15 protein-coding genes and 6 pseudogenes are annotated in these 21397 nt (G+C 69.9%); 15 read left to right on the top strand and 6 right to left on the bottom strand.

Going from position 1 to position 21397, the window contains the following annotated elements; genetic code table 11:
• Positions 1 to 562: 562 nt before the first annotated feature.
• From OG982_RS30390 to OG982_RS30365, 6 genes are all read left to right on the top strand, one after another.
• The gene (locus OG982_RS30390; protein ID WP_266950183.1) at positions 563 to 982 is read left to right on the top strand and encodes a hypothetical protein; all 420 of its coding nucleotides are present in this window, start codon (positions 563 to 565) and stop codon (positions 980 to 982) included.
• A gap of 138 nt (positions 983 to 1120) precedes the next feature.
• On the top strand, positions 1121 to 1543 hold the full coding sequence (locus OG982_RS30385; RefSeq protein ID WP_266794131.1) for a hypothetical protein: 423 nt from the start codon (positions 1121 to 1123) through the stop codon (positions 1541 to 1543).
• A 156-nt stretch (positions 1544 to 1699) separates the two neighbouring features.
• Entirely contained in the window at positions 1700 to 2935 is a 1236-nt protein-coding gene (locus tag OG982_RS30380) for a hypothetical protein (RefSeq protein WP_266794130.1), read from the top strand.
• Positions 2936 to 3268: 333 nt separating this feature from the next.
• Positions 3269 to 3466: a type II toxin-antitoxin system Phd/YefM family antitoxin gene (locus OG982_RS30375; protein ID WP_266794129.1), complete on the top strand. Its 198-nt coding sequence runs from the start codon at positions 3269 to 3271 to the stop codon at positions 3464 to 3466.
• Between the two features lie 37 nt (positions 3467 to 3503).
• Positions 3504 to 3872 carry a DUF6247 family protein gene (locus tag OG982_RS30370; RefSeq protein ID WP_266794128.1) on the top strand — a complete coding sequence of 123 codons (369 nt, stop codon included), beginning with the start codon at positions 3504 to 3506 and terminating at the stop codon, positions 3870 to 3872.
• Positions 3869 to 4192: a hypothetical protein gene (locus OG982_RS30365; protein ID WP_266794127.1), complete on the top strand. Its 324-nt coding sequence runs from the start codon at positions 3869 to 3871 to the stop codon at positions 4190 to 4192. Before OG982_RS30370 ends, OG982_RS30365 begins: the two co-directional genes overlap by 4 nt.
• A 553-nt stretch (positions 4193 to 4745) precedes the next feature.
• Here the strand turns inward: OG982_RS30365 and OG982_RS30360 are convergent.
• A complete protein-coding gene (locus OG982_RS30360) occupies positions 4746 to 4943 on the bottom strand; it encodes a hypothetical protein (RefSeq protein WP_266794126.1) in 198 nt (65 codons plus the stop codon).
• A 332-nt stretch (positions 4944 to 5275) separates the two neighbouring features.
• Between OG982_RS30360 and OG982_RS30355 the strand changes: the two genes are divergently transcribed.
• The 4 genes and pseudogenes from OG982_RS30355 to OG982_RS30340 all read left to right on the top strand — a co-directional run.
• Positions 5276 to 6382 (top strand): helix-turn-helix domain-containing protein, encoded by a 1107-nt coding sequence (locus OG982_RS30355; protein WP_266794125.1) that lies wholly within the window; start codon positions 5276 to 5278, stop codon positions 6380 to 6382.
• A gap of 312 nt (positions 6383 to 6694) precedes the next feature.
• Positions 6695 to 7954 carry a triacylglycerol lipase gene (locus OG982_RS30350; RefSeq protein WP_266794124.1) on the top strand — a complete coding sequence of 420 codons (1260 nt, stop codon included), beginning with the start codon at positions 6695 to 6697 and terminating at the stop codon, positions 7952 to 7954.
• Positions 7955 to 8345: 391 nt separating this feature from the next.
• A complete protein-coding gene (locus OG982_RS30345) occupies positions 8346 to 10706 on the top strand; it encodes an arylsulfatase (protein WP_266794123.1) in 2361 nt (786 codons plus the stop codon).
• Positions 10707 to 10861: 155 nt separating this feature from the next.
• A pseudogene (locus OG982_RS30340) lies at positions 10862 to 11146 on the top strand (HNH endonuclease); the annotation flags it as partial.
• Between the two features lie 237 nt (positions 11147 to 11383).
• Here the strand turns inward: OG982_RS30340 and OG982_RS30335 are convergent.
• Complete coding sequence (locus tag OG982_RS30335) at positions 11384 to 11983, bottom strand: hypothetical protein (RefSeq protein ID WP_266794456.1); 600 nt, start codon at positions 11981 to 11983, stop codon at positions 11384 to 11386.
• On the opposite strand from OG982_RS30335, the gene OG982_RS30330 reads away from it, so the two are divergent.
• From OG982_RS30330 to OG982_RS30310, 5 genes and pseudogenes are all read left to right on the top strand, one after another.
• Positions 11922 to 12527, top strand: a complete 606-nt coding sequence (locus OG982_RS30330) for a transposase (RefSeq protein ID WP_266794122.1) — start codon at positions 11922 to 11924, stop codon at positions 12525 to 12527. The genes OG982_RS30335 and OG982_RS30330 overlap by 62 nt on opposite strands.
• A 658-nt stretch (positions 12528 to 13185) precedes the next feature.
• The gene (locus tag OG982_RS30325) at positions 13186 to 13488 is read left to right on the top strand and encodes a transposase family protein (protein ID WP_266794120.1); all 303 of its coding nucleotides are present in this window, start codon (positions 13186 to 13188) and stop codon (positions 13486 to 13488) included.
• A pseudogene (locus tag OG982_RS30320) lies at positions 13431 to 14782 on the top strand (transposase); the annotation flags it as partial. The gene OG982_RS30325 and the pseudogene OG982_RS30320, both read left to right, overlap by 58 nt.
• A gap of 62 nt (positions 14783 to 14844) precedes the next feature.
• Positions 14845 to 15276: a DUF4259 domain-containing protein gene (locus tag OG982_RS30315; protein WP_266794119.1), complete on the top strand. Its 432-nt coding sequence runs from the start codon at positions 14845 to 14847 to the stop codon at positions 15274 to 15276.
• Positions 15277 to 15785: 509 nt separating this feature from the next.
• Entirely contained in the window at positions 15786 to 18674 is a 2889-nt protein-coding gene (locus OG982_RS30310; RefSeq protein ID WP_266794118.1) for a tetratricopeptide repeat protein, read from the top strand.
• Positions 18675 to 18750: 76 nt separating this feature from the next.
• Here the strand turns inward: OG982_RS30310 and OG982_RS30305 are convergent.
• From OG982_RS30305 to OG982_RS30290, 4 pseudogenes are all read right to left on the bottom strand, one after another.
• A pseudogene (locus tag OG982_RS30305) lies at positions 18751 to 18963 on the bottom strand (PLP-dependent aminotransferase family protein); the annotation flags it as partial.
• 40 nt (positions 18964 to 19003) lie between these two features.
• A pseudogene (locus OG982_RS30300) lies at positions 19004 to 19495 on the bottom strand (transposase); the annotation flags it as partial.
• A gap of 7 nt (positions 19496 to 19502) precedes the next feature.
• A pseudogene (locus OG982_RS30295) lies at positions 19503 to 20066 on the bottom strand (phytoene desaturase family protein); the annotation flags it as partial.
• 22 nt (positions 20067 to 20088) lie between these two features.
• Positions 20089 to 21068: pseudogene (locus tag OG982_RS30290) on the bottom strand (IS5 family transposase).
• Positions 21069 to 21397 lie beyond the last annotated feature (329 nt).

The raw sequence follows: 21397 nt of genomic DNA, 5'->3' as shown, positions 1-21397 counted from the left end.
GGGCGAGCAGTACTGGCTGTCCGAGCGTTTCCGTCGGCCGAACGGTGCCGCGCTGGGGTACCAGGTGGAACGGCACTCCGGGCACGCGGACTGGGGCCAGGGATGGCGGCGTCCCTCCGCCAGGGCTTGTAGGGCCTCGCCGCCGGCGTCGAGTGCCGCACGGCGGGCCCGCCACTGCCGCCAGGCCCTCGTGCGGCAGGACGCCGAGCAGTACCGGCGTGATTTTCTCGACTCCGGCGGAAGCTGGTTGCCGCACTGAGAACACCGTCGAATGATCTTCCTGGCCACAACCCCAGGGTCCTCTCGTGCAGGCCGCTGGCCAAGGCGACCACCCTGAGCGTTCGAGACCAGCGTTTCCGTAGCTTCGTGTACTCCTGCCCAGGCTGACGCCGTGTTGTAGTGCCGGGCACTCGGCGGGGACGTCCGCGCCCGGGAACGCGAGTGCGGTGGTCCTGGTCAGGTTTCGATGGAGGCGACCGTGACCGGCGGGGTCGGGGTGGCGGTCGACGCTGGTGATAGCCCCGCTGCGGGAGGGCCGGGGCGTGGGTGGAACTATCGCGGTATGAACGAATCGGCAGCAGTGCCTGGGGACATCGGTGAGGAGTTCCTCGCGCTGGTGGAGGCGGGGCATCGCACCGGCAGGTCCAAGCTGTTCGGCTATGTACCGGGTCTGTGCATCGTCCCGATGTCGCGTTTGCTTCAGCTGGCGGGACATCACCGGGCTTCTCCTCGTGCGGTGGCCGATGTGGAGTCCAGGCTCGCCGCCGTGGAGGAGCTCGGTCACTTTCCGGCCCGGCTGCCGTCCCTCGGGCGGGCGGATGTCTGTCTGTACCGTCGTGACTTCCCGCTCGGCCAGGTCATCGAGGCCGTTCTCCGGGCTCCGGAGGCCGTGAACGCAGACACCGCCGTCGACCTGAGCATCCTTGCTGCGAGCGTCCCACAGCCGGGCGGCATCATGGCGCTGGGCATGAGCAGTTACTGAGGCCCTGCCTGACTGCGCGGGGACCACCGGCGCTCACATCCAGGGCCTGGGGCTTTGGCGTCTCCATGGACCCGGGGACGCAGTGTCCGCGGGTATGGGCAGCGCGCCACCCGCCCTGGCCCGAATACGATCGTGATCATGGATGAGATAAACACCTATAGCCATGGCCCTGATGATGTGAAGTTGGTTCAGGAGGCGGCCGCGGTCGCTGTTTCCTGGGTACTCGGGGGAGAGCTGACGCGCCAGCAGTCATCGCTGTTGGAGGTGGGCTACCACATGAGCCACCACGACGGGGCAAGGATGTGGGTCATGGGCTGGGAGAGGGCTCTGCGTGGCGTCCTTGACGGTGCCACCGACAGCGAGGAGAACCGCAGGCTTGTAGCTGCGGCGAAGGCGACGGCGCTGCGGGAGATGCAGCTTCATCTGCATCACGTGGTCGAGATGGATTGGTTCGGACGCAGCGACGACTGGCCGGGTTACCACGAAGTCCTGCGCCGGATCATCGTTGCCGGCGGACCGGAAACCCGGGAGGCGACGGGTCCGGCCGCCGCCGCCTTGTAGGGCCGGATACTCGGCGGGGAGGTCCGCGGCTGGGAACGCGAGCGCGGTCGTCCTGGTCGGGCTTCGATGTGGGCGGCCACGGCCGGGCTCTGTCCCCATTTACTTACTGTGACTGTAGGGCAGGCCCTCCTGTGCTGAGCTGGCTCCGCCCGGCTCATGCACCGCCTTCAGCGGTCGCTCAAACTGCTGTATCCGCTGCCTGGTGAACAGCTCCTCCGGCATCGGCTCAGTGCTGAACACTCCGCCCATGCGGGAGAGATGCCCGTCTCACGGCTGTCAGTGGCCGGTCTTAGGGTGGCGTGCATGTCCCACATTGAGCAGAGTGACGGTGTTCCGGCCGCAATAGCCCCGGCCGGGGAGGGAATGGTGTTCCCTGCGGGTTCCGGGGGCATGCCTGGCGGGCAGGCGGGTGAGAGTTCCGGCGTGCAGTGGCGGACGGACTGGGACAGCAGGATCGAGGCTGTCTCGGGCAGTTGCTGGGTCAATGCGGTGGCGGGCACCGTCCTGGATGGCCGTGAGGTCGCCGTCGTCGGGACCGAGGACGCGACGGTGCGGATGCTGGACATGGCCACGGGCCTGCTGGTCGGCGAACCTCTCACCGGCCACGAAGACTCCGTACGGTGTCTGGCGACGGCGGTGCTGGACGGCCGTCCGGTCGCTGTCACCGGCAGCGAGGACGGTACGGCGCGTGTCTGGGACTTGGGTGCCCGCGAGCAGGTCGGGCAGATGCTCGAGCTCTACCGGGGCCCGGTGAACGCGGTTGCGGCAACGGTCTTGAACGGCCGTCCGGTGGTCGTCACCGCGGGCGATGATGGGACGGCGCGGCTGTGGGACCTGGCCACCTGTGAACAGATCGGCGACCATCTGGTCCGCTCCTGCGGTGATGTGTGGGCGGCGGCCACGGCGATGCACGGCGACCGCCCGATCGCCGTCACCAGCGAGGCCGAGGGTCCCCTGCAGGTCATCGACCTGGCCACGGGCCGGCCGCTCGGGGAGCTGACCGGTCATGACGGGCTGGTACAGGATGTGGCGACGACGGTGCTGGACGGCCGTGCGATCGCCGTCACTGGGGGTGCGGACGACACGATGCGGGTGTGGGACCTGGTCACCTGCGAACAGCTCTACAGCCGCCCCACCACTGAGCCGTTCTCGGTTTCGGCCGGACTGGTGGAGGGCCGTCCGGTGGCGGTCACCCGTGCCCCGTCTGTCTATGCCGACGGGCCGCGCTACGACATTTCGAGCCAGGTCCTGCGGGTGTGGGACCTGACCGGCCGGGAGCCGGCCGGACAGGTGGTGGACGGTCCGTGGTTCTCCGAAGCCCGGACCGTGACGCCGCGAGGCCGCCTGCTGGTCTCCTCCCGTGCGGGACTCGCCGCGCTCACCCACCACTGACAAGCCGGCCGCAACGGTCATCCGGACATCAGCAGTAGAAAGCCACGACATCGGCATCCGATCCGCCTCACGACCGCCTCGGAGACCCCAGCGCGGCCGCCACTACTCGGTGGCGGGCGGGCTGTCGTGTAGGCCCCGCCGCCCCGGCCCTCCGCTGGATCGTCATGGACGTCCAGCCAGACCATCCCGCCCCTACTCCCTACGCCACTCCCGTCCACCGACCTGACTGCCTCACTCCGGGAGCGCCGAGTACCGCCCGGCGATACGTCCCTCTGGGGTGCATGAGCGAGGGCGTAACTATCGCAACTATGATAGTTGGGGTAGGTTGGGGGGATGGAGCCGAAGACGTACACGACGATCGACCTCCGCAAGCAGATGGGCGAGATCCTCGACCGCACCCGGATCGCGGGGGAACCCGCCGCGATCACCCGCAAGGGCAAGACCCTGGCCTACCTCGTGCCGGCTGAGTGGTTCGAGCAGTACATGGCACAGCGTCCGTCGGCCCCCGGCGCCGACCAGAACGCCGCCTGAAAGGGCCGGACCGCAGCCAGACCAGGAGTCCCTTCTCATGACAGCGCAGCCCATCCACTTCGACGGCCCCGGCGGCGAGAAGCCCCGCCAGGTGCCGCCGATGCCCGAACGCACCCCACAGGCCCTGCGCCTGGCCATCCAGGAACACGCCCCGCATCTGCTGCCGGACTTCGAGGCCCACTGGCGCCGCGCGATCGGCGACGCCTTCAACCTCACCCCGGTACCGGCCTTCATGCGCCTGTGGTGGACCCAGTACGCCATCGCCCGCGACCCCGGACTGGAAGCCCACCTGCGCGACCTCGAAGCCGCCGCCGCGAAGTCCGAGGACCCCGAGGAGTCCGCCCGGCTCCTGGCCGAGTACAGCCGGCTGCGCCGCCAAGCGGCTGTTGTGGAGCCCGGTCGGTGACCGATGAGCTCCCACTCCCGCCCTGGAAGATGGACTGGACGGCAGAGGCGCTCCAGGAATTCGAGAGCATGCCCGAGGACGGCAAGCAGCTGGTCCTGTCAGCCCGCGCCGAGCTGATCACCACCCCGGATCCCTACTACCGGGGCATCGACGCGGATGCGTCGCTGCCGCACTGGATCACCGTCCGGCCCCTGGCCTCGACCAGTCCGGGAGGCCCGCACATCGCAGACCTCGCCGGTGGCCGCGGCTGGCTCATCTTCACCTTCATCCGCCGCCACGCCGACCCCCAGATCACCGTCACCGACGCGTTCTGGGCCTGACCGCGCACCCCGCCAGGGATGCCTCTGAAAGACGCTCAGTGCGCTGTTTGCCCCCCGCATGTCCGCGTGGGCGCGCCCACACCTCGGGGGCCGGTTCGCAGGCCGGCCGGATGCGTAGAACCGCGAGGTTCGCACCCCGGTGGCCAGGGCGCGGAACCCGTGGTGTGCCCGGTCGTTGAAGGGCCGGGTGCATGCCGTCCCGGGCACGCCCTGCCGTTCTCCTCGGCCTGCCCGGGGCGGAACCCCGGTCCTGGTGCCTGACGCCTTCCGTCCCCTGCTGCTGTCGTCGGGGGAACGATGTCACCGCGAGCGGTGGTGGCAGCCGTCAGGTGCCAGGACCAGTTTTCCGGGCCGTGCCTCGACCGGTGGGGGCGCCGGTTAGGGTCGTGGTCAGCCTGCGCCGATATGGCGTGCGTGGGTGAGGCCCGGTGCCCAGAGCGCTCTGGGGGCAGCAGTACCACCGGGCCGCCCAAACCTCACCAGCCGTTGAGCGGTTCGTGTCCCGACTCCGCCCCACGAAGGCCGGCGGAACGCGACAGGGAAAGCCGGCTCTTCACGCCCGTTGCACGGTCGTCGGGTCGGCGTGCCACTCACGCCCGCCGCGCTCCGGGGGGATGAACGCCACCACCTGCCGACGGCGGCCGCCGGGCGGGTCGGAGGGGTCCTCCCATGCGGGGTCGATGTCCCGCAGGATCCCGATCCTGCCGTACACGTCCTGGACGCGCTCCCCGATGTCCGTCCGGTCGATCACCTCGCACCCCCGGTCAGGCGTGGGGGTGGCGGCGGACGACCACGTTGCAGTCGGACACCCCGGACATATCCCCGGCCCGCCGGCACGCAGAACGGCGTCCCGCGGCGCCCGCGCACTCCGCAGCCCGGCGCGGGTTCGGGATCGCGCCGGGGGAGCGTCACGTGCACCGCTTCGCCCTGGCCTCCGCCTGGTGCTCCGGGCCTGATGTCGTACGTCATGCCGCTCACCGCTCCTCGACCGCCCGCCGGCGCCCTTCGACGTGCCCCCGCAGGCATACCGTCGGTGATCTGATGTCCCCTCACCAGGGGCATCGGTAGGGGCAAGATGAGGATATGGACCTCGGGGACTTGATCAGAGACCTGCGTACCGCGCGAGGATGGTCGCAGGGCAGGCTGTCCGATCAGATCAACGCCCGGTACGGGACAGCCCTGACCCGCGAGTACGTGTCCCGGTGGGAGCGCGGCGTGGTGACGCCGGGCGCCTACTACTTGCGGTGCCTGTCCGTGGTGCTGGACGTGCCGCTGGCCGTTCTGGAGGGTCAAGTGGACCGATGTGAGTTCCTCACCGACGCGGCCGGCGCCGCGATAGCTCCTGTGGTGGCCTCCGACCTCCTCAGCGCGGGGTTCGCCGCCCGCCTGACCGGCGGCCCCACCGTGGAGGCATGGGAGGCCAAGCTGGCCACGTACGGCACCGAGTACATGAGCCTGGGTGCCGCGGACATTCAGCGCCGCGTGAGCGCCGAGCTCGTCACCGTCCAGCAGCAGCTCGACGACCCCCGCCTGTGGTCCGTCGCCGCCCGCCTGATGACCCTCTACGCGAAGACGTTCCCCGGCTCGGACGGCGCGAAGGCGGTGCACTGGTACCGCATGGCCGCGAAGGCCGCCGACGCCTCCGAAGACGTCGACACCCGCGTCTGGGTCCGCGGCCGCGCCGCGATCGCCCTCGGCTACGAAGGCGCCGCCCTCCCGATCGCGGACGTGTTCGCCGACCAGGCCATCACCATCAGCGACCGCCCGTCCCTGGGCCTGCTGAACGCCGTCTTCGGCAAGGCCCACGCTGCTGCCCTCCGCGGCGACCACACCACCGCGAGACAGCTCCTCGCCCAGGGCCGGCGCATCTTCGACCGGGCCGGCTCCCACGAGCAGACCTCCGACTACGCCGTCCCCTGGTGGCGGGTCAACGTCTTCACCTCCCTGCTCGCTGCCCGCCTCGGCGACGAGACCACAGCCGTCGCCGCCCAGGACGCGGCCCGGGCGGAGCTCCCCGCGACCCTGCCCCGTTTCGCCACCCACCTGGAGATGCACCGCGGTCTGATGCTCGCTCGGTCCGGCGATACCGCCGCCGGCACCGTCCACGCCCGCGCCGCGCTGGACGCCCTCCCGCCGGAAAAGCACTCCCTGACCCTCCGCCTCCTCATGACGGAAGTCGAACAGTCCTAACGCGGGGACTGGCCGCCGATTCTCGGAGCTTCGGGCCTCAGGCTTAAGGGAGCCGACACGACGCTGCCTATGCGGTCGGGTGATCTTGCGCGGTCGCGTGACGGCACCCCCGTCACGTCGACGCCTCTGCCTCGTCAGGACGGCGTTCTGGTTGTGGCGCGCCCGCGTACGAGAGGCGCCCGGGAGGGACTGAATTGAGCCGTTTCATGCCCGGGAGAGTGATCTCACCTGATTCGGTTAGGGCGCGGGTGCTCGTGTCGGGACGATGGCTGTATCAGCATGATCGCCGCGACACCAAGGAGACGTCGAAGTATGTCCAAGCCTGTCGTCAGTATCTGGGGTACCCCTCCGGGGTCTGAGCTCGCCGCCGTGAAGGCCGCCCCTTGGGGCACCAAGTGGGATCTGCGCACCGCGGCCACCAGCGGAACCGCCTGGGTCTTCTACAGGTCACCCGGCGAGAAGGTCCTCCGGCGACCGGTGATCCTCGCCGACGGCTTCGCTCCGGAGGGAACCAACGTCGACAACCTGTACGACGGCTTGGAGAACGGGGAGTACCCGTTCATCTCCACGCTGCGCCAGGCCGGGTTCGACGTCATTCTGCTGGGCTTCGCCGACCGCACCGCGTCCATCCTCGACAATGCCGAGGTCGCGATCCAGTGCATCATGCAGACGATCGCCGAGCGCGAGGGCAACGCCCAGCTGACGGTGGGCGGCTTCAGCATGGGAGGGCTGGTCACCCGCTATGCCCTGGCCAAGATGGAGCGCCAGCGGATGCAGCACGAGGTCTCCACCTACCTCTCCTACGACACCCCGCACCGCGGGGCGTGGCTGCCCCTGGGAGTCCAGGCGTTCGCCCACTTCGTGAAGGCCCGCTGGGGAGGCGAAGGCAAGCAGCTCTTCAACCTCTACTCCGACCTGATCAACAGCCCTGCCGCACGCCAGATGCTGCGCTGGCACCTCGCAACCGGAACCAACACCACCCTCGACGTCGCCGCCGGCCAGGACAAGGCACGGACCGAGTTCCTGGACGCGCTGGAGCGGATGGGTGAGTGGCCCCAGATCCCCCGCCTGCTCGGCGTCGCCAACGGAACGGGCACCGGCGCCGGAAACAACATCCCCGCCGACAGTCCCGCGATGGCCGCCCCCGGACCGAAGGTGGCCGCGCAGCTGCGTACCCAGGGGCAGGGACGCAAGACCGTCGCCGAGATGCAGGAGCCGGGCCAGGACAAGGTCTCGATCAACACCACCGGCTTCCCCGAAATCGACGGCGCTCCCGGCGGTCTCTTCCCCGAGCTCCTCGGCGGCGCCTCCAACTTCGGCGTGGCCGCGTTGCTGGCCAACCTCATCAACAACCCCGACAAGGCGGAACTCGCGCACAACACCTCCACCTTCGTCCCCACCATCAGCGCCGTCGCGTCGGCCGACATCGACAACAATGACACCCTCTACGGCAAGATCGACGCCGAGCGCAGCGACCTCCACGACTTCCGCTGCGCCACCACCAACGAAGGCCACACCGTCATGACCCGAGAACTCGGAGAGTGGATCGTGACCAGGCTCAAGGACGCGTAACCACCAGCCGGGACGCGTAAACGCAGCCAGAAGGGGCCCGACGCCGCCGCAGTAGATTCCAGTGGTCACGTTGCGACGATCACTGGAATCCGCCCTCCGGTCCGGGGCTTCGCGTTCTTCGCTCGCGCCTGCCGGCTCTCACCGTCGACCATGACGAGCAGGACCGGCTGTTCGACATCGCGGCCGGCTGCCGCGTGGACACCGTCGCCTACGCCCCCGCCCCGTAGCGCTTTCTCGCATGGAGGGCCAGACGGCGCAGCCCGCTCGCCGTGGTGGTGGCGGCGTCCTAGCGTGGAGTAGCCCGGGATAGTGGCCCCGGCCGGGGCCTCCTGCCCGGCCGTCCGGTACGGATCCCGCGTCGCGGCAGGGCTCTGTGGTCGGGAGGAGACAGATGGCGCAGTCGTCGTGGAGTGAGTACCGGCCGGGGCAGCGGTTCCCGGGGGTGGTCGGGCGGACGACCGAGGAGTCGAGTCCGGCGTGGCCGCAGCCGGTGCGGGCGGTGGCGGGTGCGCCGAACGTGCTGTTCATCGTGTTCGACGACACGGGGTTCGGGCAGTTCGGCTGCTACGGGAGTCCGATCGATACGCCGAATCTGGACGCGCTGGCCGCGGGCGGGCTGTTGTACAACAACATGCACACCACCGCGCTGTGCTCGCCGTCGCGTTCCTGCATCATCACGGGCCGCAACCACCACGCCAACGGCATGGCGGCGATCACGGAGCTGGCCACCGGCTACCCGGGCTACAACGGGCAGATCCCGTTCGAGAACGGCTTCCTGTCGGAGATGCTGCTGCAGCACGGCTACAACACGTACATGGTCGGCAAGTGGCACCTGATGCCCTCGGAGCAGGAGTCGGCGGCCGGGCCGTACGACCGGTGGCCGCTGGGGCGGGGTTTCGAGCGGTTCTACGGGTTCCTGGGCGGGGACACGAGCCAGTGGTATCCGGACCTGGTGTACGACAACCACCAGGTCGAGCCGCCGGCCACGCCGGAGGACGGCTACCACCTGACGGAGGACCTGGTCGAGCGGGCGATGTCGTTCATCGCCGACGCCAAGCAGGTCGCCCCGGACAAGCCGTTCTTCCTGAACCTGTGCCCCGGTGCGACGCATGCCCCGCACCATGTGCCCAAGGAGTGGGCCGACCGCTACCGGGGGCGGTTCGACGACGGCTGGGACGCCTACCGCGAGCAGACCTTCGCCCGGCAGAAGCAGCTCGGCGTGGTGCCCGCCGATGCCCGCCTGTCCCCGCGCGATCCGGACGTGCCCACGTGGGAGTCGCTGTCCCCGGAGGCAAGGAGACTCGCCGCGCGGATGATGGAGGTCTACGCCGGGTTCCTCTCCCACACCGACCACCACCTCGGCAGGCTGGTGGACTTCCTGAAGGAGACCGGCGAGTTCGACAACACGCTGATCATGGTCGTCTCCGACAACGGGGCGAGCGCCGAGGGCGGGGCGACCGGCACCACCAACGAAGTGCAGTTCTTCAACAACGCGCCCGAAACGCTGGAGGAAAGCCTGAAGCAGATCGACGGACTCGGCGGCCCCACCACGTTCAACCACTACCCGTGGGGATGGACCTGGGCGGGCAACACGCCGTTCCGGCGGTGGAAGCGGGAGACCTACCGCGGCGGCACCAGCGACCCGTTCCTCGTCCACTGGCCCGACGGCATCAAGGCCCGCGGCGCGATCCGCGACCAGTTCGCCCACATCATCGACATGGTCCCCACCGTCCTGGACGTGCTCGGCATCGAGGCCCCCGCCACCATCCGGGGTGTCACCCAATCACCCCTGCACGGAGTCAGCTTCGCGCACACCTTCGACGACGCCGCCGCGGCGAGCCGCCACCGCACCCAGTACTACGAGATGCTCGGGCACCGGGCGATCGACCACGACGGATGGCGGGCGGTCTGTCCCTGGCCCGGCCCCTCCTTCGCCGAGGCCGAGCGGCCCTTCGGCACTCCGATCACGATGGCGGACCTCGACGACCTCGACGCCCACCACTGGGAGCTCTACCACGTCGACCAGGACATCGCCGAAACCCGGAACCTCGCCCAGGAGCACCGCAGCAAACTCATCGAGATGATCGCGCTGTGGTACGTAGAGGCAGGCAAGTACAACGTGATGCCGATCGACGGCAGCGTCCTGCAGCGCATCATGACCGAACGGCCGCAGATCACCCAGAACCGCACCAGCTACACCTTCCGTTCCGGCACCCAGGCCGTGCCCGCCGCAGTCGCCCCACGGGTCCTCAACCGCCCCCACAGCGTCACCGCCGACGTCGAGATCCCGCCCGGCGGCGCGCAAGGCGTCCTGCTCTGCCAGGGCACCAACGCCGGCGGCTGGTCCCTCTACGTCAAGGACGGCCACCTGCACTACGCCCACAACTACGTCCAACGGGCCCTGCACCACGTCGCCTCCAGCGAAACCGTGCCCGAGGGGCGGCACGCGCTGCGCTTCGAGTTCGAGCCCACCGGCGCCCCCGACATCGCCCACGGCAAGGGCGCACCCGGCCGCGCCCAGCTCTACATCGACGGCCGCCTCGTCGGCGAGACCGAGATGCCGGTCACCACGCCGATCACGTTCAATCCGGGCGGCATGGCTTGCGGCGCCAATCCCGGATCTGCCGTCACCCCCGACTACCAGGCGCCGTTCCGCTTCACCGGCACTCTTCACAGCGTCACCGTCGACCTGTCCGGCGACCTCATCGTCGACGTCGAGAGCGAGATGCGCATGCACATGGCCCGCCAGTGACCCGCGGGTGGCTTACGGAGTCGCGGACCAACCCCGCAGTGGGCAACACCTGTGCGAGGAGAGGCGATCCACCGGGTACAGCAGGCCCAACGTAGGCACTCCACTACCGGCCCACAGGGAAAACCGCACGGTTCGAATGACGCTCCCCGCCAGCTGGCGCCAGTTCGTGGACCGCGCAGCGGCGTGAGGCGTACGCGAACGACCAGGGCCAGCTGTCCTCCCTGGTGGCGGTCACAGCCCTCTCCAACCGGCAGAAGTCCGACCAGGACCCCGCGCAGTGGCTGCCGTCGTCGCCGGAGGCGCTGTGCCGCTACGGCGCAGAGTGGACCGCGACCAAGCTCCGCTGGGGCCTGGCGGTCGACGAACTGGAACAGGACCGGCTGCTGGACATCGCGGCCGGCTGCGGAGGTACGGACGTGGAGTTCACGCCGGCTCCATAGACGGGGACACGGATGACGCTTAGTACTGCAACCGCATCTGCATGACGGATGTGGTGTGGGGCTCGTTGGTGTATCTGTGTGCCGATGAGCTGACGGTTGAGCAGGTCGAGTCGCGGTACTCGTTCGGAGCCACCCGGTGCTCCGAGGCGGCCCGGGCCGCGGGCCCTGGCGACCTCCGGTTCGGCCCTCCCGGGTACCGCACCGGCTCGCTCCGGTCGGGCCGCCTGCCGGCGCCGCCTACGGCCGCAGCTGGGCCGCGAGTGCCTCGGCGACCTTCATGAGCGACTCGCCGGCCAGGGCCGGGTCCGCCTTGGTGACGGTCGATCCCTGGGAGACCACGAGCGCCAAGTCGCCCTTGCCCGCCACCGCCACCCGTGCGACGGCGGCCGTGCCCCGGCCCGGGGTGACCCTGGTCTGGCCGATCCCGGGCTCGTCCTTGGAGAACGTCATCACCTCGTCAGCGCTGAGGTTGCCGAGGGCGGCGATCTGCGGCAGCGCCAGGTTCACCGCCACCTCGCCCTCGGACACGGCCACGAGGTCGATCTCCATCGGGGCTTCCGAAGCCGTGAAGTTGCAGACGACGGACGCGTTCGGCGGGACGGCGGGGATGGAGGGGAGCCCGGACGGCGTGGACTGCCCGCTGGGCCAGGCCTGGGCCGGGCGGCCCGGGTCGACGCGGCGGTGGCCGGCTGGGTGAAGGAGACCTGGCCACAGGCAAGCCACCGCGGCGACGCTCGGGGCATGGCTGGTCTTCGAGGACGAGGCCGCCGTCTCGATGACGTCGCACCGCTCACGCACCTGGGCGCCCAGAGGAGACACGCCCGTGGTGCGGTTCAACGGCGCTTCTCGCGGCCGCATCTCGCTGGCCGCGCTGGTGTGCTTCAAGGCCGGCGAACGCAGCCGCCTGATCTACCGTCCTCGCATCCAGGGCCATCACCGAGGTGCCCACCGAGGCTTCACCTGGCAGGACTACCGTGATCTTCTCGTGCGAGCTCACCTTCAGCTCGGCGGTCCCGTCGTGGTGATCTGGGACAATCTGAATGTTCACCGCTGCAGTCGATTACGTGAGTACGCGGCGGAGCATGACTGGCTCACTATCGTCCAGCTGCCCAGCTATGCGCCTGACCTCAATCCGGTCGAAGGCATCTGGTCGTTGCTCCGACGAAGCACTACCGCCAACGTCGTCTTCACCGACCGCGACCACCTCATCCAAGCAGTCCGCAGCGGCCTGCGCCGCATCCAACGACGGCCCCACCTCATCGAGGGGTGCCTCGCCGAAACCGGCCTCTCGCTCAACACGACAACTCAACGGAAAGGTCAGTTACGCCACATATCCGCACCGTCGCGCCCACTCGGGTCCATCGTCAAGAGGTCTTCGTGAAGACCCGAGAGGGGACGGCCGGTGGAACATCCGTCCTCGCCAGACTCCATGACCGCCCAGCCGACATCGGCCCCTGAGACGTTCACGTCCCCGCCGCAGTCAAGCTCGTCCACCACGGCGAATACCGATTCGTAGGCGATAGCCCGAGCCAGCACCACTAGGTCGTCCCGGTCTGCCCCCGCATCCAACAAGCGCCGGGCTGCCGGCACCTGTTCCAAAGCTCCCGGGTCGGCCCACCCGTCGATCGCACCCCGCCACAAGGAGCGGAGCAGCACGAACCGTGCCAGCTGCGGCTGGTTCTCATCAATCTCAGACCGTGCCCAACCCGGTGCGTCAGCCGCACCAAGAGCTTCGAACTGCGTCCGAAGCAACTCCGCCGCGGCTCGCTTCGACGGTGTGAGTCCGGACAACCACGACTGCCACATCGCCTCGACATCATTCATCGCACCAGGATGCCCCACCGGACTCCAGCAACCGCAAGATCAACAATTCACACAGATCCGGATCCTCACCACCGTCAGGTGACGTCATTTCTAGGGTTCTGGCTCAGCTTCCGTGCAGTAGTAACTCTGAGTGACAGCTGAGCGTCGAGGGGCAGTGCTCGAAGTCGCCCGAAAATGAGCCGTGGTCAGGGCAGTTGGGCCGACAGTACGGGGCTGTGGAAGAGGTCGTGCTCCGACTGAAGGAGCTGCTGTTCCCGTCGATCGCGAACGTCACAGTGCTGTCGGTGGACGTGAACATCGCGATAGTGCGCGTTGACGCGAAGTGCACCACGACTGGCGCCGCCTGCCCGGAATGCGGGGCCTGGTCGACCCACGTTCACAGTTCCTACCTGCGGTTTCCTGCCGACGTGCCCACCGCCGGGCGAAGGGTCGTGCTCCAGCTTCGCGTCCGGCGGTTCCGGTGCCGGACGGCCTTGTGTCGGCGCCGGACCTTCGTGGAGAAGATATCCCCGGCCTGACCCGCAGGCACGGTCAGCGCACGGAACGACTGCGCTCGACCCTCGCGGAACTCGGTCTCGCCCTGGCTGGCCGGGCCGGCGCCCGGCTGGCCGACGTCCTCGGCGTGTCCGTGAACCGGAGCACTGTCCTGCGCCTGGTCAACGCCCTGCCCGAGCCGGAAGTACCGGCGCCGCGGGTGGTCGGCGTCGACGAGTACGCCACCCGCAAGGGCCGCCATTACGGCACCGTCCTCGTGGACGTCGAAACCCGCCGTCCAATCGATCTTCTCCCAGACCGGGAGGCATCCAGTCTGGCGGCGTGGCTCGCCCAGCGGCCAGGCGTCGAGGTGGTCTGCCGGGACCGGGCACCGTTCTTTGCCGAGGGCGTCGCCGCCGGAGCGCCGCAGGCGGTCCAGGTCGCGGACTGGTGGCACCTCTGGCACAACCTGAGCGAAGCCGCCGAGCGGAGTGTTGCCCAGCATCGCCGCTGCTTGCACGTTCTGATACCCGCGTCACCTGAGCCCCAGCCTGTGACAGTCCCGGCCGCGGGCCAGACCGCGTCGCCATGGCCACGCGGACACCGGTTCGCCGACCGGACCCGGTCCCGGCACGCAGCCGTGCACGCCCTGCTGAAGGCAGGGCACAGCCAACGCTCGATCCAGCGACAACTCGGGATGACCTGGCGGACTGTCAAACAGTTCGCCGATGTCGCGAAGCCGGAGGACCTGTTCACCGGCCAATGGCAGAACCGGCCCTCCGTTCTCGACGACTACAAGCCCTACCTGGACGACCGCTGGAACGAGGGCTGCACCAACGCCTGGAAACTCTGGGAGGAGATCCTGCCTCTCGGCTACAAAGGCAGCTACCAGCGCGTCCGCGCCTACCTGCACGACAAGCGCACCTCACCAAGGCCGGTGACCGCACGGCCGCCCTCGTCCCGAAGGGTCGCCGGATGGATCCTTCGCCGCCCGGACACCCTCACCGAGTCCGAGCAGATCCAACTCAAGTCCGTCCGGACACACTGCCCCGAACTCGACGCTTTGACCCGCCACGTCCGGTCCTTCGCGACCAGCTCACCGAGCGCCAAGGCGAACGACTTCCGGACTGGCTCGACGCCGTCCGGCAGGACGACCTTCCCAGCCTCCACACCCTCGCCGCTGGCATCGACCGAGACCGTGATGCCGTCATCGCCGGGCTCACCCTGCCCTGGAACTCCGGAGTCGTCGAAGGCCACGTCAACCGGATCAAGGTGCTCAAGCGCCAGATGTTCGGCCGCGCAGGCTTCCACCTTCTTCGCAAACGGGTCCTTCTGGCCCCGTAATCGTGTTGTCAGTGCGTGATGCGAGGATCCGGGCGACCATACGCAAGGAGAGCAGCATGGGCACCTGGGATACCGGCCCTTTCGACAACGACACAGCCGCAGACTTCGCCAACGCACTCGACGATGCCGAGCCCGAGGCACGCGAAGCCCTGATCCGAGGGGTCCTCGTCCGAACGATCGACGCAACCGGCTATCTCACGGAAGCGGAAGAGGCGGTGGCCGCTGCCGCCTTGATCGCGGCGCAATGTCCGGAAGGCGACGCTGTCGACACGCCCTACGGCCCGGAAACACCTATGCCCCTGTTCCCCTCCGACTTGCGCGCACTCGCCGACGAAGCCCTCGCCCGCATCGTCGGCGACGAGGATGGGCTGGCCTCAAACTGGGTCGACCCGGAGGACTGGAAGCAGTGGCGAGCCATACTCACGCGCCTTCGCGCAGTGCTTGCGCCGCCACCCCCTTCCATCGCTCTCTTCGATGTTCAGACGTAACGGAGCGTCACTCAGCACGGAAGTTGTGCCAGAACCCGAGAACCGGAGGCAGTACACCGCAGCGTGCCGCGAGACGGCGTCGGAGCCGCGCCACCGGTCACCTGGCTCCGTAGCCAGCGCTTTTGCCCCGAGCGACCCGGCTCCCGAGGACGTCCAGACCGCTGGCACTACATCCCGGTGCCGGGCGGTGCCTTCGGACGTCATGAGCAACGGCTCGGCGTCGACGGCCAGGGTGCCTCCCGAACTGCTGTCAAAACGCTGCTCTTCGTCGCGTACAAAGCCAACATCCGCTTGACGCCGAAAGCGGCGCGGTTGTCAGAGGTGAAGGCCACGGCTGACGGAGCGGTGGGGCGGCGCCTGTCCGAATGTCAGTTCGCCGCCGTACCCTGGTGTTTTGACTCGCGCGACCCCACGACGGTCGCTTTACCCGCGCAGCTGCCCCGGTCCTGCGGCAGACGTCTGCGCACCCGAAGATGATGACTGCTGACCCAAGCATGCGAGACCGGCCGATGAGCGCGCTCGTCAAGGAGATCCGCCAGGAGTTGGCGCAGGTCGTCACCGTCCCGGCAGGCCGAGCGCGGAGCAGCCGCGCCGAGGCGCTGGTCGACCGCGCCCGGGCGACGGCGGACGCGCCGCTGCTGCTGAACGCGATGGCCACGCTGATGTCCGCCTACGACCGAGGCGACGAGCGCGGCCGGATGTTCGAGGTCTTCGACCAGGCGCTGCGGCTGTGGGACGAGGATCCGTCGCTCTTCGGCGGCCGCGCCTCGAACCGGCTGGTCGGTGAGTTCGAGTGGATCAGCGGCCTGGACCACCCGGAGGTTCCGCTCGCCTCGATCGAGCGGTGGGCCGGGGGAATGGAGCGGCGCCGCGCTCTGGCCGGACTCCCGCACCGCACCGTCCGGGCGCAGGAGTTCCTCCTCGCCACCCATCTCGGGGACCACGTCCGCGCCGAGGAACTGCTCCGGCAGTGGCCGGCCGTCGACCCGGGACGGCCGGACACCGCCCTCGGCGCCTGGCACGTCCGGCAGGGCCGCGACGCCGAGGCCCTGCGGATCTGGGAGGCCGTACTCGCAGGCGGCGACGACTGCGCCGGGGAGCCGGGGCGGGTGCTCGCCCATTCCCTGCTGCCGCTGGTACGGCTGGGCCGGTTGGACCAGGCTCGCGCCCACCACCTGCGCGGCTATCGGCTGGTTCGGGGCAAGGGACAGGTGCTCGAGGAGATCGGGCACCACATCGAGTTCTGCGCCCTGACCGGCAACGAGACCCGCGGCCTGGACATCCTCGGCCGGCACGCGGTGCACCTGGACGGCGGCAGCAACCCGGCGAAGCGACTGTCCCTGCTGGAATCCGCCGTCCTGCTGCTGCGCCGCCTCGCCGCGCTGGGCCTCGGCGCCGAACCGGTCACCGGACCGCCGGGCCCGGCCTGGACGGTGGACGCCCTCCTGCTCCACTGCGACCGCGAACGCGGCACCCTGAGCGTGCGGTTCGACCGGCGCAACGGCAACACGGCCGTCTCGGACCGCAGCCGTGCCAGGTCGGAGCAGCAGCCACTGCTGGAACGTCTCCCGCTCGGCATCCGCGGCGGCCTGCCTGCCCTCGCCCGAGCCACCGTCCCGGGCGGGGAGTGGCAGCCGGGTCCGGTCCGGGACTTCGACCAGTTGCTCGCCGAGGCGCGACGGCTGCGCGACAGCGGCCACCCGGACAGCCGGGCGGCCTGGTCGGTTCTGGACCAGGAGGCGGCCGGGCGGCTGGTCGACGGCTGCCTGCGCGCCGAGCTCGCAGCCCAGCGCGGGCTGCGGCTCGCCGAAGAGATCGTGCAGGTCGGAATCTGGCCCTCCGACGAGGACCTGGCGGCTGCCATGGACGCGTTCGAGGAGGCAGCCGAGGCGTTCCGGGCGAGCGGTGCACCGGCCGAGGCCGCCGTCAACCGCGCCCACGCCGCGCTGACGCTGGCCTACGGACACGAACGCGGCGAGGAGGCGCTCGCGCTGGCCGACGAGGCGGAGCGGGCGGTGCGAGCCCTGGCCGAGGCTGGCTCCGCCACACCTCGCCAGGTCACGGCCGTGCTGCTGGCCCGCGGCCGGACCGCGGACGTGGTCCGCTCCGTCGGTGACGTGCACTCCCTGGGCGAGGTGGAGCGGTTCTTCACCTATGCCGCCGCCTACGCCGAGGCCGCGGCCAGGACGGACGAGGAGAGTCCTGAGCTCCGGTCGCTCGCGGCTCAGGCCCAGCGCGCCGCCGCCGACTGCGTGTTCCGGAACAGCGACCGCAGGGTCGTGCTCCTGCGGGCCTGCTCGGACAACCACCTGCTGGCCGGGCGCCCGTGGGACGCCGTCGAGCCGTTCCTGGAGCTGGCGCGGGAGCTCGCCGGCCTTCGCGAGCGTCCCGCCGCCGAGGCCGCCGCGGCCGCCGCGTACGAGGCGATGGGACACGGCGCCGGCCCGGTCGATCCGGAGTCGGTCGGCAACGTGTACCTGCTGCTCGCCCGCCTCGCGCTGGAGTCCGCGGCGTACGAGGACACCACGCGGCACGCGCTCCGAGCGGGCCTCTGGTACGAGGCCTGCGCGCCGGAGCAGGCCTCGCGGCAGACCGCCCTCGCGTACCTTGCCCTCGCCGAGGCCTACTGCGGGACGGGCCGGTACGAGGAGGCCGCCGAGGTGGTCCGGGCGCTGCTTCCGGATGCTCGCAACTGGCACGGCGGCGACCACCTGTTGCGCGCGAGGGAGGTCCTCGGCCGGTCGCTGCGCGGGCTCGGGGAGCACCCGACCGCGGCACAGCAGCTGGTGGAGGGAGCCGAACGGCTCGGCCAGGCCTATGTCTGCGGGCCCTACTACGCGGCGGGGCTGCGGGAGACGGCCGAGGCGCCTGAGACCGGACCAGAGGCCGCGTACCAGGAGGCGTGGGAAAACGGTTCGGCGGTGGAACGGGCGGGCCTGCTTCGCTCCCGGGCCCGGCAGTCCGAGGCGGCGGGCGGTCGCCCGGGGCACGCCGCATCAATGCTGGCCAAGGCACAGTCGCTCCTGGAGGAGGCCCTCGCCGAGGCCGAGGGCCGGGGCGAGCAGGGGGAGGAGCTCCGAGGCGAGCTGGCGAACACCTGGCAGCCGCTCGGCGAGTTCCTCGCGGCCGAGGCCGAGCGGCTGGCCGGTATGGACGTCACCCGCTTCGAGGTCATGGACGGCACATGCGAGATCGACTGGATGGAGGACACGCCGTACGAGCCCCGTAAGACGGCCGCCGTCCGCGAGGCCCGGGAGAAGGTGCTCGCTTTCCACCTGCGCGTCGCGGACCGCTTCGCCTCCTTCGGGCCCGGATGGGAGGAGTACCGGGCCGGCGCGCTGTCGGCGGCCGCCGAGGCCGAGCTGAAGCTGCGCGGGCCGCAACCGCCGACGCGGTAGCTCGGGAACGACGCTCTCGTGCGCCTGGCAGACCGCAGCCGGATCGGTGCTCAGCCGTCCTGGCCGTACGGTGCCGCCGCTGTGCGCCCTCGGCCAGCCGCTCCGGACTGTCCGCGCAGGCATAGCTGAGCCGCACGTGCGGGGCGGGGGCCTCGGCGGTGAAGTACGTCCGGCCCGGGGTGACGGCCACTGCGGCCCGGAGGGCGTCGGCGGTGAGCGCGGCCTCGTCCCGGCCGTCCGGCAGCCGGAGCCACAGGTGGTAGCCGCCGTACGGGAGCCGGGCGGGCAGCGGGTCTGTCAATCGAACGGTGTATCGAGGGTGGTTGGGGTTACTGACGTTCTGCGGAGAGCCGGCCGTCGAAGGTGATGTCGAAGGCGTTCAGTGCGGTCTTCCAGCGCATGGTCCAGCGGGCCTGCCCCTTGCCGGTGGGGTCGAGCGACATGATCGCCATGTAGACGCATTTCAGGGCGGCCTGCTCGTTGGGGAAGTGCCCGCGGGCCTTGACCGCCCGCCGGATCCTGGCGTTCACGGACTCGATGGCGTTCGTGGTGCAGACGATGCGGCAGATCTCGGTGTCGAACCGCAGAAACAGGGTGAACTCCTCCCAGGCGTTCTCCCAGAGCCTGACGATCGCCGGATACTTGCGGCCCCAGGCGTCGGCGAACTCAGCGAAGCGCTCGAGGGCCGCGTCCTCGGTGGGAGCGGTGTAGATGGGCTTGAGGAGCTTTGCGATCTTGTCCCAGTCCTGGCGGGCGGCATAGCGGAAGGAGTTCCGCAGGAGGTGGACCACGCAGGTCTGGACGGTGGTGCGGGGCCAGACGGTCTCGACGTCCCATGGCGATCTGTGAGGCGAATCGGGTCAGGCCGTCGATGCTGTCGGCGATGTGGACGGTGCCGGCCCCGGCGGCCTGCGGTGCCGTCCACGGCACCGGTCCGGCCAGGGCCCAGTCGACCTTGAAAGTCGCGAAGTCCCACTGGAAGCGTTCCAGGTCCCGCAGCAGTCGGGACGGGAGGCGATCCCGCCCTACGAGGTCCCGGTACAACGCGGTCGCCGACGTATCGGCGAGCACGGCCCGACGTGCGCCCACCGTCTCTCCGCCGGCGGTCCTGACCGCCACGGCCCTGTCACCGCGTACGACGACGGACGTGACCCGCTCCCCGCAGCGCAGCACGCCCCCGCGGCGCCGGAGGCGTCGGACGAGTGCCGCGGTCAGGGCGCCGGCCCCTCCGACGGGGACCGGGAAGCCGTGGCTCTGGCCGAGCATCGACATCATCCAGCCGAACCCGCCGCTGCCGACGGCTTCCGGGGCCAGATCGGCGTGCAGGGCGTTGCCGGCCAGCAGCAGCCGGCCGCCTGCGCCCGAGAACTCCTCCTCGCCCAGGCGGCGCACTAGGGCTTGTGTGATGTCGTGATCAGTCGGCGGCTTTGAGGAGGTCGTCGATCCAGATCATGGCGGCGCGGAGGTGGAGGCCGGCGAGGTAGCTGTCCGGGGACTTGTCGTAGCGGGTGGCGATCCCACGCCAGGCTTTCAGCTTGTTGATCAGGCGCTCGACAGTGTTCCGTTCCTTGTAGAGGTCGGCATCGTGGACGACGGGCCGGCCACCTCGTGCGCCCTTCTTCCTGCGGTTGGCGGCCTGGTCCCGTTTCTCCGGGATGACGGCCTTGATTCCGCGTTTGCGCAGGTAGGCGCGATTGCCGCGGGACGAGTACGCCTTATCCGCGGCGACCGCGCCGGGCGTCGTGCGGGGACGGCCGACCGGCAGGCGGATCCTCACCTTCGCGAGTACCGGGATGAACTGCGGGCTGTCCCCGGCCTGCCCGGCAGTCAGGACCAGCGCGAGCGGACGACACCGACGGTCCGCGGCGAGATGAATCTTGCTCGTGAGTCCGCCCCGGGACCTGCCGAGCAGGGCTTCCTTCAGCCGGATCCTGTGTCTGCGCCGGATGCTCCGGCGTTCGTCCTGTCCGTTCTGTTCCTCCGCGCGGCCCCCTTTTGCCGGGCTGTCTCCTGCTCCTGCACGGCTTCTTCCAGGGCCTTCATCAGGTGCTTGCTGACCCGCATCCCGGCGGCGTCGTGGTGGGCACGGACCGTGGTGGAGTCCACGCTGACCAGCGACAGGTCCGTCCTGCCCACCCGGGCGCCCTCGGCGATCAGGCCTTCCAGCAGTGCCGTGAACACACCGGCGTCCCGCCACACGCGGAACCGGCCGTAGACGGTGGCCCAGGGGCCGAACTCGGCAGGCATCTCCCGCCACTGCCCACTGGAGCGGAACCGCCAGATCACACCCTCGAACTGCTCCCGCAACCGCTCCGGATACGGGCCGTACCTACCGATCGGCAGATACGGCTCGATGAACTTCCACTGCGCATGGGTGAGTTGCCTACGCGTCACAACCCCAGTCCTACCGGATTCCAACCCGCGAACAGGCCAGAACTCAGCAGTTGATCACGACAGCACACAGGCCCTAGGGGCGGTGGACCGGTCGCGAGATGAAGCCGAGCCGGGGTACCGGCACTGTGGCGGGGCCCGTGTGGGCCGGCTTTCGACCGGCTCTGGCGCGCTTTGGCCTCTTGCCGCCCTGTCATCGGGACACGGGCGCGTTCTGCCGCTCCGGAAGCCCACCGACCCGGGGTGTCTACCATCCCGGGCCGTCGCCGGGGTCGAACATCGCCAACCTCATCCTCGGCGGATGCCGTCTCGCTAGCGTGATGTAACGGGCC

The sequence above is a fragment of the Streptomyces sp. NBC_01551 genome (assembly GCF_026339935.1).
In the GTDB taxonomy this organism is placed as follows: Bacteria; Actinomycetota; Actinomycetes; order Streptomycetales; family Streptomycetaceae; genus Streptomyces.
The sequence above is the reverse complement of the archived record's forward strand: the minus strand, read 5'-3'. Positions and strand labels throughout refer to the sequence as shown.